The following is a 16,811-nucleotide window of genomic DNA, read 5'->3' as shown; positions in this document are numbered from 1 at the left end:
ACTCAGTCGCAGACGGCGAAGGCGTCGATCTCCACCAGCATCTCTTCCCGGGGAAGGCCCGTGAAAACCGTCGTCCGCGACGGAAGGACATCACCTGCGCCATTTTCCTGGAGGAATTCGGCATAGGCCTCGTTGAAAGGAGCGAAATCCTCTCGCTTGGTCAGATAGACACGGAACATCATCACATCCGCCAAGGTCGCCTCGCCCGCCTCCAGAATGGCCAGGATATTCGCGAGCGTGCGCTTGGTCTGCGCCTTCACATCCCCGGCGAACAGGTACTCGCCCGAGGCCGGATCCACCGGCCCCTGCCCGGAAACCTGCAGGAACGGGCCGCGACGCACACCCTGGGAGAAGACCGACAGCGGGGCCGGGGCGGCATCGGTGGATACTTGCTGCTTCACACTCATCATTGCTCCATTCTACGAAGTGGCGCACCGGAAACTTTCCCTTCCGGCGGCGATGACAGTCACAAGAAGCGACCTGGTGCGACATTAACACGAGCGCCGTCACGTCGATCGTCACGGCGACCGGCCGCAGAAACACGCAACAACATCTCCACGCAGCCGCGGGCCGGAATTCGTGTACAGGAACAGGCGCGGGGCGGCATCCTTGGTGACATGAACCACCGCCAGCGTCCCCTGCCTCCCGGAGTCCCGCGATGAGCGCCCATCGTTCCGGGGGCCCGCTGCGCGAGGGCAAGCTCCTCCCGCGCGATGCCCGGCACCACAACCGCGCCCTGGTGCTGCGCCATCTGCGCCGCTCACCCGAGACCAGCCGCTCCGACCTCGCCCGCAGCACGCAGCTGTCGCGCATCACCGTCTCCGAGCTCGTCGCCGCCCTCATCGACGAGGGCCTGGTGGAGGAGACCGGCGTGCGCACCAGCGACGGGCCGGGCAAACCCGCACGCCTGCTGCGCATCGTCTCGGGTGCGCGCAACGTCCTCACCTGCGACCTCAGCCGCCAGGAGGTCTTCCACGGTGCCCTCGCCGACCTGGACGGCACGCTCCTGGACCGGATGGAGGTGCCGGTGGCCGACGCAGGCCCGGACACCCTCGTGGCCGCGGTCGACCTGGTCCAAGGTCTGGTCGGACGAGCCCAGGTGCCGCTGCTGGGCATCGGCGTCGGCGTGCCCGGGATCGTCGACGAGGACGGCGCGGTGCAACGCTCCACCAACCTGGGGTGGCGAGCCGTCCGCCTCGGGGACGTGCTCCGGGCCGAGACCGGCCTTCCGGTCACCGTGCTCAACGACGGCGACGCCGGCGCGCTCGCCGAGATCTCCTGCGCGGGCGCCTCGGGTGATGTGCTGGTGGTCCGGGTGGGCCGCGGCCTGGGTGCCGGCCTGGTGCTGGGCGGCGAGCTCGTCCGCGGTAGCGCTTTCTCCGCCGGCGAATTCGGGCACGTGCGGTTGGAGGACCCGGCGCTCACCGGCGGTGGGCCCGTCCGGGGCCGCACGATCGAGCAACTGGTGCAGGAGGCGGCCGCCCCGGCGTTCGCCGGCGGCACGCTACGGGAGGTGTTCGACGCCCAGCAGGAGGTCGGGCGCCGGTTGGGTGTGGTGCTGGCGGTCGTGGTGGGCATGCTCGACGTCGCCGAGGTGGTCCTGGCCGGGGATCCGCGGGTGGTCACGGACGTGACGACGGCCTCGATGGCCGCGGAGGTGGAGTCACGGATCGCCTCCGATGTGCACCACCTCACGGCCCGGACCAGCGGCCTCGGGGCGGAGGCCGTGCTGCTGGGCGCGGCCGGTCAGGTCCTGGCCGACCGAGCCGGTCTGTGAGCCGCCGACACCGGCTCGGGCCACTTCCCAGACTCCTCCCAGGAAATGTCCAGCGAAGGCGCGCACACTGGGTGCCATGAGCACCGCACAGGAGACCTCCGCCGAGGCCCGGCTGCTGGTCGTCGACGACGAACCCAACATCCGCGAGCTTCTCTCCGCCTCCCTCCGGTTCGCCGGCTTCGAGGTGACGGTGGCCGCGGACGGCCAGGAGGCGCTGCGCCTGGCTCGCGAGGTGACGCCCGACCTGATCGTCCTGGACGTGATGCTGCCGGACCTGGACGGCTTCGCCGTCACCCGCAGGCTGCGCGAGACCGGGACGCACGTGCCGGTGCTCTTCCTCACTGCCAAGGACGACACCGGCGACAAGGTGGCGGGGCTGACGGTCGGTGGCGACGACTACGTCACCAAGCCGTTCAGCCTGGACGAGGTCATCGCCCGCATCCGTGCGGTGCTGCGGCGGGCTCAGACCGTGGCGCCGGCGGGTGAGGACTCGTTGCTACGGGTGGCCGACCTGGAGATGGACGAGGACGCACACGAGGTGCGCCGGGGCGGCGTCGAGATCGAGCTCTCACCCACCGAGTTCACGCTGTTGCGCTACCTGATGCTCAACGCCGGGCGGGTGCTGTCTAAGGCGCAGATCCTCGACCACGTGTGGGCCTACAACTGGGGTGGTGACGGCGCGATCGTGGAGTCCTACATCTCCTACCTGCGCCGGAAGGTGGACACCCCGTTCGCCGAGACCGGCCCGGCGCTGATCCACACCAAGCGCGGCGTGGGGTACGTGCTCCGTGCGCAGTGAGGAACGGCGCCGCCCGGGGCTCAAGGAGCTGCCGTTGCGCGTGCACCTGGTCCTGATCATGGTGGCGCTGCTCGTGGCGGCACTCGTGGCCACCGGCGTGGTGACGATGACGCTGCTCAAGCGGTCCCTGATCGCCCAGGTCGATGACAATCTCGACAACGCCGTGCAGCTGTTGGAGAACCGCGGTCCGTTCGATCCGCAGGACGAGCGGGAGCAACCGGTCACGACGTACTACGTGCGCGTGCTGGCCACCGACGGCTCCACGTTCATGGACATCCCGGCCACCACCGGGACCGACGCGGTGCCGGACATCCCGTCGGTCGCCTACGACCAGCTCGACACCCTGGCGGGCAAGACCCAGACCATCGGATCGGTCGAAGGCGGCTCCACGTGGCGGATGGTGCTCCTGCCCGGCTTCGTCGGCCAGGACACACCCGTCACCGTGGCCGTCGCCCTCCCGATGGACGATGTGACGGCGACCCTCGCCCAGATGCAGCTGTTCACCCTGCTCGTCGGGCTCGGGGTGGTGACCCTGGCCGCGGCCGGCGGTTATGTCGCCGTGCAGCGCTCCCTGCGGGGCCTGCGTGATATCGAGGACACCGCCGCCGCGGTGGCTTCGGGGGACCTGAGCCGGCGCGCCCCGGTGGCCCCGGACACCACCGAGGTGGGCCGCCTGGCCGTCTCCTTCAACTCGATGGTCGCGACCCTGGAGACCTCCTTCGCCGCTCAGGCGGCCTCGGAGGCGCGGATGCGCCGGTTCGTCTCCGACGCCTCCCACGAGCTGCGGACCCCGCTGGCCTCGATCCGCGGGTACGGCGAGCTGTACCGGATGGGCGCCGTCCCGCAGGAGGAGCTCGCCACCACGATGGGGCGGATCGAGAGCGAAGCGGTCCGGATGGGCTCGCTGGTCAACGACCTGCTCGCCCTCGCCCGGCTGGACGAGGGCCGGGACCTGCGCCGCGACGAGGTGGACCTGACCGCGATCGCCGGCGACGCCGTCGGGGACCTCAAGGCGCTGGACCCCTCCCGGCCGGTGGAGCTGGTCACCTCCGGTCCGGTGCTGGTGACCGGCGACGGCGACCGGTTGCGGCAGGTGGTGACGAACCTGATCGGCAACGTCGTCCAGCACACCCCGGCCGGTACGCCGGTGGAGCTGCACACCGGTCTCGCCGGCGAGGGGGCCGTGCTCGCGGTGGTCGACCACGGCCCCGGGGTGGCTGAGAAGGACGCCGACCGCATCTTCGAACGGTTCTACCGCCCGGACACCTCCCGCACCCGCACCTCCGGCGGTTCCGGCCTCGGCCTGGCGATCGTGGCGACCATCGTGGCCGCGCACGGCGGCACCGTGGCCCACCAGCCCACCCCCGGTGGCGGGGCGACCATCACCGTCCGGCTCGGGAGATCAACGACGCCGGCGTGAACCCGATCGGGACATCCTCGTCAGTCGACGCCCACGCCGACACGCCCCGGATCCAGGCGCACCCCCACCTGTGCCCCCGGTTCGAGGCCCGGCGCCACCCGTGCCAGGTCGACGTCAGCGAGCAGCTCCGCACCCTCAGCACCGATCAAGCGGGCCCGGATCCCGCCCGCCGCGGGTTCCAGCCACCGCACCCGCGCGGGCACGCCGTCGCCCTCACCGGTCACCACGACGGCGGCCGGGGGCACGCGCACGGAGCACCGGACGCCGTCGGGAACCTCCGCCGGCACGGGGCCCCACGCCGTGTGCACGATTCCGCCCCGGGCGATCCCGGGGACCAGCGTCACGCCCATCAGAGCCGCGGTGAAGGCCGTGGCCGGCGCCGCCAGCACCTGGGCGACCGGGCCGTGCTCGACCACCGCACCCTCGCGCAGCACCAGGATCTCGTCGGCGAGCAACGCTGCGTCCAGCACGTCGTGGGAGACCACGACGGCGGTCGTTCCGGTCTCGCGCAGCTGGCCTGCCAGCAGCTGGCGCAGCTCCGGAGCGGCTTCGGCGTCCAGGGCGGCCAGCGGTTCGTCCAGCAACAACACCTCCGGCTCGGCGGCGAGGGCACGTGCGAGCCCCGCGCGTTGCGCCTGCCCGCCCGAGAGACTGGCCGGACGGCGCGCGCCCAGTCCGTCCAGCCCCACCCGCGTCAGCCAGCGCTGCGCCGCCGCCCGCGCCGGAGCGCGGGGCAGGCCCGCTGCGCGCGGGCCGAAGGCGACGTTCTCCAGCAGGCTGAGGTGATCGAAGAGCAGCGGGTCCTGGCCGAGCAGTCCGATGCCCCGCCGCTCGGGCGGCACGTGGATGCGGTCGGAGGTCAGCACCCGCTCCCCCATCCGCACCTGACCGGCGGTGGGCCGCAGCAAGCCGGCCAGCACCTGCAGCAGGGTCGACTTGCCCGCCGCGTTCGGCCCGACGATCGCCAGCACCTGACCGGCCGGGACCTCCAGCTCGACATCGAGGAGGAAGCCGGGGCGCTCCAGGCGCACCCGGGCCTGCAACGGCCTCACCACGTCTCCCGGCGGCGCCAGTCCCGCAACCCGAGCAGGATCACCAGGGCGACGATCACCAGCAGCAGGGCGAGCGCGAGCGCGGAGTCCTGGCTCACGCCCGCGCCGTTGAATGCGGTGTAGATCGCCATCGGGATGGTCTGGGTGCGTCCGGGGGCATTGCCGGCCACCATCGCCGTGGCGCCGAACTCCCCCACCGCGCGCGCGAATGCCAGCACGGTGCCGGCGATGAGACCCGGCATCGCACGCGGCAGGGTGATCCGCCGCAGCACCGTCCACCGGCCGGCACCGAGCGTGGCCGCCACCGTGGCGTAGCGCCCACCCGCGGTGCGCAGGGCCCCCTCGAGGGAGATCACCAGGAACGGCAACGCCACGAAGGTCTGCGCCAGCACCACCGCCGCGGTGGTGAACGGCACCGAGATCCCGACGGCGCCCGTGGCCTGCCCGAGCCAGCCGGTGGGTCCGAACAGGTACAGCAGGGCGAGGCCGCCGACCAGGGGCGGCAGCACCAGCGGCAGTGTCACCAGCACCCGCAGCACCGTGGCGACGGGTCCGGGTGCGCGGGCGAGCACGAGCGCAAGCGGGATGCCCAGGAGCAGGCAGCACCCGACGGCGACCAGTCCGGTCCGCAGGGACAGGCTCACCGCGGCGAGGGCGTCCGGCGAGGTGAGCGCCCGCGGGGCGCTCGCCCAGTCGACCTGGGGCAGCAGCGCGAGCAGCGGCAGGGTGAGCAGCGCGACGGCGAGGAGGGCGGGGGCCAGCAGCATCGGCGGGATCCGACCACCCTGCTCGCGCGATGGGCGCGTGCCGCTCACGGTGGGCCGAATCCATAGTCGGCGAGCACGGCGGCGCCTCGCGCGGAGCTGAGCAGCTCCAGGAACTGGTCACCAGCAGGGCCGGCGGTGGTCAGCGTGGCCGCGGGGTAGCGGTTGACGACCGCCTCGGCCCGCTCGGGCACGACGGCGTCGAGCCGGTCCTCCCGGGCGGAGACGTCGGTGGCGTAGACCAGGGCAGCGCCGGCGGCGCCGGACGCCACGCGCTCAGCGGCAGCGGTGACGTTCTGCTCGAGGCTGAGTGGGTCGATCTCGACGTCATTGAGTGCGAGCAGGGTGGCGGCGGCATCGCCGCAGGGCACCTGGGGTGCACAGAGCACAGTGGCGACGGCCCCGGGCCCGGCGAGGTCGGTCAGGGAGCCGACACCGCCCGGGTTGCCCTCGGGGACGGCGATGACGAGGGTGTTGGTGGCCACCACCTGCGGCTCGTCCACCAGCCCGGCCGCGGTGAGGTCGGCCATGGTGGCCTCGTTGGCAGTGACGATGACGTCCGGATCGGCGCCCTGGCCGATCTGGGTGGCGAGGGTGGACGAGCCGTCGAAGACGGCGGGCTCGACGCTCACCTCGGGGTGCCCGGCGGCGTACTCGGACAGCAGCTCGCTGACCGGGCCGGCCAGCGAGGCGGCGGCATAGACGGTGAGCGTCTCCTGCCCGGCCTCGGAAGCGGCGCTGCAGCCGGTCGCGAGGAGGGCGGGGGCCAGGGCAAGCGCGGCGACGACGGCGAGCCTGCGTCGTCGCCTCATCGCGGCGCCTCGACGATCACCGTGGTCGCCTTGACCACCGCGGCGGCGCGGGAGCCGATCTCGAGGCCGAGATCGCGCACCGCCTCGGAGGACATCAGCGAGACGATGCGGAAGGGCCCGCACTGGAGCTCCACCTGCGCCATCACGGCATCGGTGGTGATCGCGGTGACCAGTCCCTCGAGGCGGTTGCGGGCGCTGGTCGGGCCGTGCTGCGCGGGGGTCGCGGCGCGTTGCTGCGCCCAGCGGGCGAGGGCCTCCCCCGGGACGACCGCGCGGCCGGCGTCATCGGTGGTCGAAGGCAGGTCACCGGCGTCGATACGACGGCGGAGGGTGTCGTCGCTGACCCCGAGCAGAGCGGCGGCCTCGCTGATCCGATAATGCGGCATGAATCGATCCTAGGCGACGCAGATGCGGATCGTGTGTCGGTTCCGCTTCGCTAGTGCGCTCACGGATACAGCAATGCCCGCCCCCGAGGAGGTCTCCCTGGGGGCGGGCCTTGCCGAGGATCAGCGCGTCATCCGCCGGCGGATCAGCAGCAGCACGCCGAGCAGGATGGCCCCGCCGGCTGCCAGCAGCGGCCAGAGCAGGTTCGGGGCGCCGGTGTCCGGCATCGGATCCTCACCGGCACCCGGCTCGGCCGGAGCGGCCTCGACGTCGACGGTCATGGTCGATCCGTAGGTGTAGCCGCCGGTGTCCTCAATCCGGTACTCGATCGAGACCGAACCGCTGAACTCCTCGGCCGCGGTGAAGTCGACCGTGCCGTCCGGCTGCACGACCCAGGTGCCGACGCCGGGCTCGGTGTGCCGGTCGACGCATTCGACCACGTCACCGCTCGGGTCGAGGAGCTCGCCGTCGACGACGATGCTGCCGGGCACGAGGCACAGGGTCTCGGGCAGCAGTTCCTCCCCCGGTGCCGGTGAGACCGCACCGATGACGTCGAGGGTGACGGTCTGCCCGGCCATGACGTTCCCGCTGACGGCCTCGGCCACGCCCGGGCCGCCGACGACGACCGAGACCTCCGCGGTGGCCTGGGTGCCGTTGTCGTCGAGGACGACGTAGCGCACCGGGGTCACCGGGCCCGAGAAGCCGTCCTCGGGCTCGAACCGGATCTGGCCGTCGACGACACTCCACACGCCTTCGCCGGGCACCTCGAGCCGCTCGACCTCGTCACCACTCGTAGGGTCGATCAGCCGCAGCGTGCTCGGGTCCAGCGGGACGTCGTCGGCACCCGGGGTGTCGTTGTCGAGCACGTCGATGTCGACCGGGCGCTCGTAGGCGGTCCGGGTGGCGTCGTCGGTCGCGACCGGCACCGTCTCACCGACGGTGATGGCGATCTCGGCCGTGGCGGGGTTACCGAACTCATCGGTCACCTCATAGACCACCGGAGTGGCCTGACCGGTGAACTGCGCCTCCGGGGTGAACGTCACCTCACCGGACTCGGCGTCGATGACGTACTCACCCTCACCGGGCACCGTCAGGGTCTTGCCGTCCTCGGAGACCACAGCACCAGCCGGCTGACCCTCAGGGAAGACCACCGACGAAGCGTCCCAGGCACCGGGCTCACCCGTGGCCGGATCCACACCCGCGGTGTCATTACCCCACGGGTTCACCGTCACCGCCGTGTTCTGCGCAGTCGACGCAGCATCGGACTCAGCCACCGGACCGGCAGCCACCGTCACGGTCAGCTCAGCGGTGTCGGTCGTGCCGTTCTCATCCTCGATCAGGTACACCACCGGCGAGGTCACACCAGCGAAACCCTCAGCAGGAGTGAACTCCACCTCACCGGACTCGAGAACCTGCCACACACCCTCACCATCAACAGTCAGGGTCTTCCCGTCCTCGGAGACCACAGCCCCCTCAGGCTGACCCCCCACCGGGAACACCGTCGCCCCAGGAACCAACGCCGGCGTCACATCATCAGCCGGATCCTCCGGCGTGCCATTGTCATCAGTACCCGGCACATCATCGACCACACCAGGCAACGTCACCGGCGTCCCGAACGGCGTCGACGCCGCATCATCACTCGCCACCGGATCAATCCCACGCACCGTGATCGTGATCGTCGACGTGGTCGCATTTCCGGCCTGGTCGGTCACCGTGTACGTCACCGACGAGGCGTCCCCGCGGAAGAGCGGTTCCGGATCGAAGGTGACCGCACCGGTCTCGGCATCGACGACGTACTCACCCTCACCGGGCACCATCAAGGTCCGGCCGTCTTCGGAGACCGTCGTGCCCTCGGGCAGCCCGTCGGTCAGCAACGCCAGCGTGGCCGGGTCGAAACTCCCCGGACCGCCGTCGGCCAGGTCACCCGGGGTGTCGTTCTCGAGCGGAGCGACCTCGACGTCCACGTTCTGCGGCGTCGTCTCCGCATCCGCCTCAGCACTGGGTCCGACGGCGACCGTGACCACCAGCTCAGCAGTATCGGTCGTGCCGTTCTCATCCTCGATCAGGTACACCACCGGCGAGGTCACACCAGCGAAACCCTCAGCAGGAGTGAACTCCACCTCACCGGACTCGAGAACCTGCCACACACCCTCACCATCAACAGTCAGGGTCTTCCCGTCCTCGGAGACCACAGCCCCCTCAGGCTGACCCTCCACCGGGAACACCGTCGCCCCAGGAACCAACGCCGGCGTCACATCATCAGCCGGATCCTCCGGCGTGCCATTGTCATCAGTACCCGGCACATCATCGACCACACCAGGCAACGTCACCGGCGTCCCGAACGGCGTCGACGCCGCATCATCACTCGCCACCGGATCAATCCCACGCACCGTGATCGTGACGGTGGAGGAGGCGACGTTGTCGTAGCTGTCGGTGAACTGGTAGCTCACCGGGCTCGCCTCGCCGCGGAACGAGGCGACCGGCGTGAACGTCACCTCACCGGACTCGGCATCGATGACGTACTCGCCCTCACCGGGCACCGTCAGGGTCCGGCCGTCCTCGGAGATCTCGACACCCTCGGGCTGACCGTCCTCGGTGAAGACGACGGTCGCGGGGTCGATCTCCCCGGTGTCACAATCCGCGGGCTCGTCCGAGCCGGGCGGGTCGCAGGGCGTGCCCTGGTCGCCGGGGATGTCGTTGCCGAGGAGATCGACCACCGTCGCCGTTGCCTGCGGCGTGCTGCCCAGGTCAGGGGCGGCGAGCGGGGCGCTGCCCACGACCACCACGATGGTCGCGGTGGCGGTCTCACCGTTGCTGTCGGAGACCTCGTACTCGACAGTGACCTGACCGGCGAAGCCGGCCTCTGGAGTGAAGGTCACAACTCCGTCCTCGTCGACCGTCCACTCGCCTTCGCCGGGGACGACGAGGGTCTTGCCGTCGTCGACGGCGTCGGGGGAGGTCAGGACGACCGAACCCGGCACGAGGGGTGCGGTGTCCGCACCGGGGGCGTCGTTCTCGAGCGCGTCCACGACCACCGGCTGTCCGGCCGGCCCCTTGGCGCCGTCATCGCCCGCCACCGGGTCGATCGGGCTGACCGTGATCGTGATCGTCGACGTGGTCGCGTTTCCGGCCTGGTCGGTCACCGTGTACGTCACCGACGAGGCGTCCCCGCGGAAGAGCGGTTCCGGATCGAAGGTGACGATCCCGGTCTCGGGGTCGACGACGTACTCGCCCTCGCCCGGGACGGTCAGGGTGCGCCCGTCGTCGGAGACGGTGGTGCTGTCCGGCAGCCCGTCGGTCAGCAACGCCAGCGTGGCCGGGTCGAAACTCCCCGGACCGCCGTCGGCCAGGTCACCCGGGGTGTCGTTCTCGAGCGGAGCGACGTCGACGTCCACGTTCTGCGGCGTCGTCTCCGTATCCGCCTCAGCACTGGGTCCGACGGCGACCGTCACGGTCAGGTCGGCGACATCGCTCTGACCGTTGGTGTCGGTGATCTGGTACTCAACCGGGGCCGTCGTCCCGGTGAAGCCGTCCGCCGGAGTGAAGGTGACGGTTCCGTCCTCCTCCACCTGCCACGTCCCCTCATCGGTGACGAGGGTGGTGCCCTCGTTCGTGGCGTCGCCTGAGGTGAAGACGGTCAGCGACTGGTCGATCTCGCCGCCGGGGCCGGGGGTGTCGTCGGTGCCTGCCTCGAGGGTGACGGGCGTCGCGAACGGGGTGCTCGCGCTGTCGTCGTTGGCGACCGGGTCGACCGCGGTGACCACGACGGTCAGCGTCGAACCGGCCTCGTTGCCCAGCTGGTCGGTGACCAGGTAACCGGCCGGGGTGGTCACCCCGACGAACGTCGGCAGTGGCTGGAAAGTCACCTCACCCGACTCCTCGAAGGTCCAGGTGCCCTCGCCCGGGACCTCGAGGCTCTTCCCGTCCTCGGAGAGCGTGCCGCCGTCCGGGATGTTGTCCGGGTCGAAGACGATCGAGCCGGCTTCGAGCTCGCCGTCGCTGCCGTCCAGGTTGACGCCGGGGGTGTCGTTGGCCAGCGGGTCGAAGGTCGTGGGCTCGCCCTGGGTGGTGGTGTCACTGTCGGGCTCCGCCGCCGGGCCGGGCTGTACCGTCACGGTCAGGGTGGCGGTCTCGGTGCGGTCGAGCGCGTCCGAGACGGCGTACTCCACCGGCTCGGTGGTGCCGGAGTAGCCCGGCGCCGGGGTGAACTCGACCGAACCATCGGGCTGGATCGACCAGGTTCCCTCAACAGTGATCAGCGTCGTGCCGCCGTCGGTGGCCTCGGGAGAGGTGAAGACGGTCTCGGCCGGGTCGACGGTGGAGCCGCCGACGTCGTTGGTGGCGCCCTCGAGGGTCACGGACTCATCGAAGGTGGTGGTCGCCTCGTCGTCGACGGCGACAGGACCCTCGATCGCGTTCGCGGAGGTCACGGTGTCGCTGGCGCTGATCCGATCGCCTTGGTTCGGCGGCGGGGTGCCGGCGGCCGTGGCCTCGTTGACCAGGTCCTCCCCGGAGTCGATGTCATCCTGGGTCACCGTGTAGCCGGCGGAGCAGAGGGTGATCCCGTCGATCGGCAACGTCTCGCCCTGGGCGACCGGGGAGCAGGTGAGGTCGCCGAGGCCGGGCAGCGGATCGGTGACCGCGAAGTCCGAGAGAGCCACGTTGCCGGTGTTGGAGACCTCGATCTCGTAGGCCAACTCGTCGCCGGCGGCATCGAAGGTGTCCGGGGTCACCGACTTGTCGACGCTGAGCGAGGGGGCCGGCTCGGCGAGCTGGACCACGCAATCGACCGCGGCGCCGGTGCCCTCAGGAGGAGAGAAGGACAGCGACGCTCCGGGACCGCTGGCGACCTGGGTGCCGGTCGCGGTGTCGGTGCACACGTGGTTCGCGACATAGTTGCTCAGATCGGTGCCGCCGGCGCCGCCGACCGCGAGCTCGTAGGTCTCGCCGGGCAGCACCAGGGCCGGCCCTGCGGAGGAGTCCTGCGTGCCGCCGCCATCACCGCTGGTGGTGCCGGTGGGGTTGTCCACGCCGGGCGTGTTGTAGCTGCCGCCGCTGATCTCGGTGGTGAACTGGTCGCCGTCCACGAGCCGCCCATCGGGCAGCTCGACCGTGACCTCGACAGTGTTGGGGGTGGCGCAGGAGGCCAGGTCCGTGCTCGAGACGGAGGCACCGGTCATCTGGATCGTCGCCTGGGTGGCGCCGGTGATCGGGTTGACACGGCTGATCTCGGCGCCGCGACCCAGGTAGAGCAGGCCGTCGGAGCCGAAGGCGATGCCGTTCGAGGCTCCCGTCAGGCCGGTGGTCCGTGAGAGCTCGGTCACGGAGGACGCCGGGAATGTCACGGCCGGTCCGCTGGTCGGGACCGGCTCCTCGAAGCGGTACAGCGCTGTCGTAGTCGCCGAGGCCGCGACGAAGTAGAGGGTGCCATCGGGACCGAACGCCAGGTCACCGTTCCCGCCGGGCAGGTCGGGGACGCTGATGCGCGCCACCGGACCGGCGACGGTGTTGGTGTCCCGGTCGTAGGTCCAGAGCACCAGCGGGGAGGCCTGGCTGGTGTAGCCGCCGAAGTAGAACATCTCGGTGGCCGGATTGACGGCGCCGGCCACCTGCCCCACGTTGGCCGCGGTCGGCTTGGTAGCGGTCTGGATCGCCTCGCTCGAGGCCGTCCAGTCGACGATCTGCGAGCTGTTGGCACTGATTGCGTACGCCCCGCCGGCACCGATGCCGTTCTGGTTCGGAGTCGTCGTCGACCCCGGCGTGCCGTCGTAGAGCACGCCGCCGACCGCTCCGGTGTTGACGTTCAGGGAGCGGATGTTCCCGCTGAGGTTGTCGGCCAGGTACAGCGTGTCGATGCACGAGGCCGGCGGCGCGGCGGCCGCTGGTGTCGCGGTGCCGACCGCGACGACCGAGCCCGTCAACGCCACGGCGGCAGCGGTCAGCAGGCGTGAGAAGGCAGTAAGTCTGCGCACGAAGAACTCTCCCGGTTCGATCTGCACAGGCGTGCCCGACCACCATGGCGACAACACCCCAGCCGGCACCCCCGAGAACAGGGATACGGTAACCCGGATCACTGCACAGGCGTCAAGCAGACGTCGAACGACCGGGCAACGCCTACCCTGAGCACGTGCATCTCACCGACGAGTCCGTGGCCCTGATCTCCGGTGGCGCGTCCGGCCTGGGCGAGGCGACGGCCCGGAGGTTCCTCGCCGACGGCGCCCGCGTGGTCCTGCTGGACCTGCCCACCTCCCGTGGCGCCGGCCTGGCCACCGAGCTGGGAGCAGCGGCCACCTTCGCCCCCGGGGACGTGACCGATGCCGAGGACGTACGGTCCGCCGTCGAGCAGGCGACGCAGCTGGGCGAGCTGCGGGCCGCCGTCTGCTGCGCCGGGGTGGCCACCCCCGGCCGCATCCTCGGCAAGGGCGGGATGCTGCCCCTCGCCGACTACCGGCGGGTGGTCGAGAACAATCTGATCGGCACGTTCGCGGTGCTGGAGGCGGCCGCGGAGGCGATGGCGGGCAACGAGCCCCTGGACGGCGACCGCGGCGTGGTGGTGATGACGGCGTCCGTGGCGGCCTACGACGGGCAGATCGGCCAGGCGGCCTACGCTTCCTCCAAGGGCGGGGTGGCGAGCCTGACGCTACCGGCCGCGCGCGACCTCGCCAGCCGCGGGATCCGGGTGATGACGATCGCGCCGGGGGTGTTCGAGACGCCGATGATGGCAGGGCTGGGCGAGGAGGTGCGGGCCTCGCTCGAGGCGCTGGTGCCGCATCCCGCGCGCCTGGGCCGCCCGGAGGAGTATGCCGACCTCGTGGCCCACATCGTGGCCAACCCGCTGCTCAACGGTGAGGTGATCCGGCTCGACGGCGCGCTGCGGATGCCGCCGCGCTGACTCGTGGTGCCGACGCGGCCCACTACCGTAGGGAGCATGCCGCTGCCGCCGCTCGTCGATCCGGGTCCGGCGCTCAGTCGCGCCGAGACCGACCGCCTCTCGCGTCACATCCTGCTGCCCCAGCTCGGCGAGATCGGCCAGCGGAGACTGCGAGCCGCCACCGTTGCGGTGGTGGGCGCCGGTGGTCTCGGCTCCCCGGCGCTGATGTACCTGGCCGCGGCCGGCGTGGGCACGCTGCGGATCATCGACCACGATGTGGTCGAACGGTCCAACCTGCACCGTCAGATCGCCCACGGTGTCCCCGACATCGGGCGGCCGAAGGTCGAGTCGGCCGCCGAGACCCTCTGGGACCTGGCCCCCGACCTGACCGTCGACCGGCGCAGCGAGCACCTCACCGCCGACAACGCCGACACCCTCCTGAGCGGGGCCGACCTGGTCCTCGACGGCACCGACACCTTCGCGACCCGGTACGTGGTCGACGACGCCTGCGCACGGCTCGGCCTGCCGCTGGTGTGGGGTTCGGTGCTGCGCTTCGACGCCCAGGTCTCGGTGTTCTGGGCCGCCCCGCCGCAGGGCCGCGACCCGGTGCGGCTGCGCACCCTGTTCCCGCGCGAACCTGCTGCGGGCGAGGTGCCCTCGTGCGCCGAGGCCGGGGTGCTGGGAGCGCTGTGCGGGCAGGTGGGAGCGGTCATGGCGCACGAGGCGATCAAGCTCATCGCGGGAATCGGCGAGCCGCTGCTGGGCCGGGTGCTGGTCCTGGATGCACTCAACGCCCGCTGGACGGAGCTGCCGCTGCGCTCCAGCGCGGCTGCCGGGCGTCAGGCCACCCCGGCCCCCGTTCCCTCTCAGGCTGCTGAGGGCGCCACGCCTGCCCCACCGATCCCCCGCCTCTCCCCCGCCGAGCTGGACCACCGCCTCACCCAGCGCCGCCACCGGCTCGAGGACTTCATCCTGCTCGATGTGCGCGAGTCCGAGGAGTACCTGCGCAGCTCGATCCCCGGCTCCCGGCTCATCCCGCTCGCGCGCGCCCTCACCGAGGCCGGCCGCGGCGAGATCGGCGACACCGCCGAGGTGATCGTCTACTGCGCCCAGGGGCCGCGCTCGGAGCAGGCCGCCACCGACCTGGCCGGCCACGGCTACGCCGTCACCGTGCTCGAGGGTGGCATCACCGCCTGGGAGAACCGATGACGCGCACCGCGGCCGAGCACCGCCGCCACATCCTGGCCACCGTCACCCCGCTCCCGCCGGCCACCGTGGACCTGGCCGCGACCGGCGGCCTCGTGCTCGCCGGCGACGTCCGCTCCACCACCGCGATCCCACTGTTCGACAACTCCGCCATGGATGGCTACGCCGTGCGGGCGGCCGAGCTGACCGGCGCGGACGAGCACGCCCCGGTCGCGATGCCGGTCAGCGCGGACATCCCTGCCGGCGCCACCCGGATCGACCCGCTCGCCCCGGGCACGGTGGCCCGCATCATGACCGGTGCCCCACTACCCGAGGGCGCCGACGCGATCGTGCCGGTCGAGCGTTCCGACGGCGGCACCGAGCAGGTGCACCTCACCCTGGCCCCGGAGGTCGGTCGGCACGTACGCCGCGCCGGGGACGACCTCGCGGCCGGGGACCTGGTGCTGGCCGCCGGCACCACCCTCGGCGCCCGGCACGTCGCCGCCGCCGCAGCCGCCGGTCACGGGCGCCTCACCGTCCATCCGCGCCCCCGGGTGGCGGTCATCTCCTCCGGGACCGAGCTCATCGCCCCGGGCACCACCCCCGAGCACGGGCAGATCCCCGACTCCAACTCCTACCTGCTCGCCGAGCTCGTCCGCCAGGCGGGCGCCGATCCGATCCGCATCGGCGCCGTCCCCGACGACGAGGCCACCTTCGCGCGCATCCTCGCCGAGACCAGCGGGCAGGTCGACGCGATCATCTGCTCCGGCGGCGTCAGCGTCGGTGCCTACGACGTGGTCAAGGCGGTGCTCGCCCCCGAGCCGGCGATGTGGTTCGGCCCGGTCGCGATGCAGCCGGGCAAGCCGCAGGGCTTCGGCCGCCTGGGCGACGGCACGCTGGTGTTCACCCTGCCCGGCAACCCGGTGAGCGTGTACGTCTCCTTCGAGGTGTTCGTCGCGCCCGCCCTGCGCGCCCTCGCCGGGCACGCGGCCTCCCCCGAGATCCCGGTGACGGCGGCCCGTGCGTGGCAGGGGTGGTCCTCCCCCGCGGGGAGGGAACAGTTCATGCCCGTGCGGATCGTCACCGCCGCGACCGAGTCCGACCCGGTGGAGGTGGTGCGGGTCCAGCCCGCGAGCGCCCGCGGGTCCGGCTCGCACCTGGTGGGCACCCTCGCCTCCGCGGACGCCCTCGCGCGGGTGCCGGCCGAGGTCACCGAGGTGCGCCCCGGGGACTTGATCGACCTGCTGGAAGGAACCGAGCGATGACTCAGCCCCGCTTCACCCACCTGGACGAGGCCGGGCACGCCCGGATGGTCGACGTGACCGAGAAGCAGCCGACGGTCCGCTCAGCCACCGCCGAGGGTCTCGTGCGCTGCGCCCCGCACGTGCTCGAGGCACTGCGGGAGGGGTCGGTGCCCAAGGGTGACGTCCTCGCCGTCGCCCGCATCGCCGGGATCGCCGCCGCCAAGCGCACCCCCGAGCTGCTGCCACTGGCCCATGTGATCGGTGTGCACGGGGTGGCCCTCGAGGCCAAGGTCACCGACGACGGCGTCACGCTACGCGCCACGGCCCGCACGGCCGACCGCACCGGGGTGGAGATGGAGGCCCTGACGGCGGTCAGCGTGGCAGCGCTGAACGTGCTCGACATGGTCAAGGGGCTGGACAAGGGCACGACCATCGAGCAGGTCCGGCTGGTGGCCAAGACCGGCGGGAAGTCCGGTGACTGGCACCGGGCGGACTAGCCCGGT

The 16,811-nt window shown here is 71.8% G+C and carries 13 protein-coding genes; 7 read left to right on the top strand and 6 right to left on the bottom strand.

The genetic code is table 11. The features are described 5' to 3' along the window. Positions 1-2: 2 nt before the first annotated feature. A complete protein-coding gene (locus LQF12_RS02890; protein WP_231055493.1) occupies positions 3-407 on the bottom strand; it encodes a RidA family protein in 405 nt (134 codons plus the stop codon). Positions 408-658: 251 nt separating this feature from the next. Between LQF12_RS02890 and LQF12_RS02885 the strand changes: the two genes are divergently transcribed. The 3 genes from LQF12_RS02885 (at position 659) to LQF12_RS02875 (ending at position 3,996) form a co-directional block, all read left to right on the top strand. Then, complete coding sequence (locus LQF12_RS02885; RefSeq protein ID WP_231054500.1) at positions 659-1,777, top strand: ROK family transcriptional regulator; 1,119 nt, start codon at positions 659-661, stop codon at positions 1,775-1,777. Positions 1,778-1,853: 76 nt separating this feature from the next. Next, entirely contained in the window at positions 1,854-2,576 is a 723-nt protein-coding gene (locus LQF12_RS02880; protein ID WP_231054499.1) for a response regulator transcription factor, read from the top strand. Continuing rightward, on the top strand, positions 2,566-3,996 hold the full coding sequence (locus LQF12_RS02875; protein ID WP_231054498.1) for a sensor histidine kinase: 1,431 nt from the start codon (positions 2,566-2,568) through the stop codon (positions 3,994-3,996). The genes LQF12_RS02880 and LQF12_RS02875 overlap by 11 nt, the downstream gene beginning before the upstream one ends. 20 nt (positions 3,997-4,016) lie before the next feature. Here LQF12_RS02875 and LQF12_RS02870 read toward each other — a convergent pair whose 3' ends face one another. The 5 genes from LQF12_RS02870 to LQF12_RS02850 all read right to left on the bottom strand — a co-directional run bounded on the left by LQF12_RS02870 (position 4,017) and on the right by LQF12_RS02850 (position 13,007). Next, positions 4,017-5,048 carry a sulfate/molybdate ABC transporter ATP-binding protein gene (locus LQF12_RS02870; RefSeq protein WP_231054497.1) on the bottom strand — a complete coding sequence of 344 codons (1,032 nt, stop codon included), beginning with the start codon at positions 5,046-5,048 and terminating at the stop codon, positions 4,017-4,019. Continuing rightward, the gene (locus LQF12_RS02865) at positions 5,045-5,815 is read right to left on the bottom strand and encodes an ABC transporter permease (protein ID WP_231054496.1); all 771 of its coding nucleotides are present in this window, start codon (positions 5,813-5,815) and stop codon (positions 5,045-5,047) included. Before LQF12_RS02865 ends, LQF12_RS02870 begins: the two co-directional genes overlap by 4 nt. Positions 5,816-5,859: 44 nt before the next feature. Continuing rightward, complete coding sequence (gene modA, locus LQF12_RS02860; protein WP_231054495.1) at positions 5,860-6,624, bottom strand: molybdate ABC transporter substrate-binding protein; 765 nt, start codon at positions 6,622-6,624, stop codon at positions 5,860-5,862. Then, positions 6,621-7,010 carry a TOBE domain-containing protein gene (locus tag LQF12_RS02855; RefSeq protein ID WP_231054494.1) on the bottom strand — a complete coding sequence of 130 codons (390 nt, stop codon included), beginning with the start codon at positions 7,008-7,010 and terminating at the stop codon, positions 6,621-6,623. Before LQF12_RS02855 ends, modA begins: the two co-directional genes overlap by 4 nt. Before the next feature lie 120 nt (positions 7,011-7,130). Continuing rightward, on the bottom strand, positions 7,131-13,007 hold the full coding sequence (locus LQF12_RS02850; RefSeq protein ID WP_231054493.1) for an Ig-like domain-containing protein: 5,877 nt from the start codon (positions 13,005-13,007) through the stop codon (positions 7,131-7,133). Positions 13,008-13,135: 128 nt separating this feature from the next. Between LQF12_RS02850 and LQF12_RS02845 the strand changes: the two genes are divergently transcribed. From LQF12_RS02845 to moaC, 4 genes are read left to right on the top strand one after another with little or no spacing between them, the layout of a single operon-like run. Continuing rightward, complete coding sequence (locus LQF12_RS02845; RefSeq protein WP_231054492.1) at positions 13,136-13,900, top strand: SDR family NAD(P)-dependent oxidoreductase; 765 nt, start codon at positions 13,136-13,138, stop codon at positions 13,898-13,900. Between the two features lie 36 nt (positions 13,901-13,936). Further along, on the top strand, positions 13,937-15,088 hold the full coding sequence (locus tag LQF12_RS02840) for a ThiF family adenylyltransferase (protein ID WP_231054491.1): 1,152 nt from the start codon (positions 13,937-13,939) through the stop codon (positions 15,086-15,088). After that, positions 15,085-16,329, top strand: coding sequence for a molybdopterin molybdotransferase MoeA (locus LQF12_RS02835; protein WP_231054490.1), 1,245 nt, complete (start codon positions 15,085-15,087; stop codon positions 16,327-16,329). The genes LQF12_RS02840 and LQF12_RS02835 overlap by 4 nt, the downstream gene beginning before the upstream one ends. Beyond that, positions 16,326-16,805 (top strand): cyclic pyranopterin monophosphate synthase MoaC, encoded by a 480-nt coding sequence (gene moaC, locus LQF12_RS02830; protein WP_231054489.1) that lies wholly within the window; start codon positions 16,326-16,328, stop codon positions 16,803-16,805. Before LQF12_RS02835 ends, moaC begins: the two co-directional genes overlap by 4 nt. The last annotated feature ends 6 nt before the right edge of the window (positions 16,806-16,811 follow it).

The sequence above is a fragment of the Ruania suaedae genome (assembly GCF_021049265.1).
Taxonomy (GTDB): domain Bacteria; phylum Actinomycetota; class Actinomycetes; order Actinomycetales; family Beutenbergiaceae; genus Ruania; species Ruania suaedae.
Note: the sequence above shows the minus strand (reverse complement) of the source record. Positions and strands in the feature narration are given on the sequence as shown.

What these genes read in the sequence shown, in the direction of transcription:
- LQF12_RS02835 (WP_231054490.1), top strand. Translation starts at nt 15,085, where the DNA reads ATGACGCGCACCGCGGCCGAGCACCGCCGCCACATCCTGGCCACCGTC.
- LQF12_RS02865 (WP_231054496.1), bottom strand. Translation starts at nt 5,815, where the DNA reads ATGCTGCTGGCCCCCGCCCTCCTCGCCGTCGCGCTGCTCACCCTGCCG.
- LQF12_RS02885 (WP_231054500.1), top strand. Translation starts at nt 659, where the DNA reads ATGAGCGCCCATCGTTCCGGGGGCCCGCTGCGCGAGGGCAAGCTCCTC.
- LQF12_RS02840 (WP_231054491.1), top strand. Translation starts at nt 13,937, where the DNA reads ATGCCGCTGCCGCCGCTCGTCGATCCGGGTCCGGCGCTCAGTCGCGCC.
- moaC (WP_231054489.1), top strand. Translation starts at nt 16,326, where the DNA reads ATGACTCAGCCCCGCTTCACCCACCTGGACGAGGCCGGGCACGCCCGG.
- LQF12_RS02855 (WP_231054494.1), bottom strand. Translation starts at nt 7,010, where the DNA reads ATGCCGCATTATCGGATCAGCGAGGCCGCCGCTCTGCTCGGGGTCAGC.
- LQF12_RS02890 (WP_231055493.1), bottom strand. Translation starts at nt 407, where the DNA reads ATGAGTGTGAAGCAGCAAGTATCCACCGATGCCGCCCCGGCCCCGCTG.
- modA (WP_231054495.1), bottom strand. Translation starts at nt 6,624, where the DNA reads ATGAGGCGACGACGCAGGCTCGCCGTCGTCGCCGCGCTTGCCCTGGCC.
- LQF12_RS02880 (WP_231054499.1), top strand. Translation starts at nt 1,854, where the DNA reads ATGAGCACCGCACAGGAGACCTCCGCCGAGGCCCGGCTGCTGGTCGTC.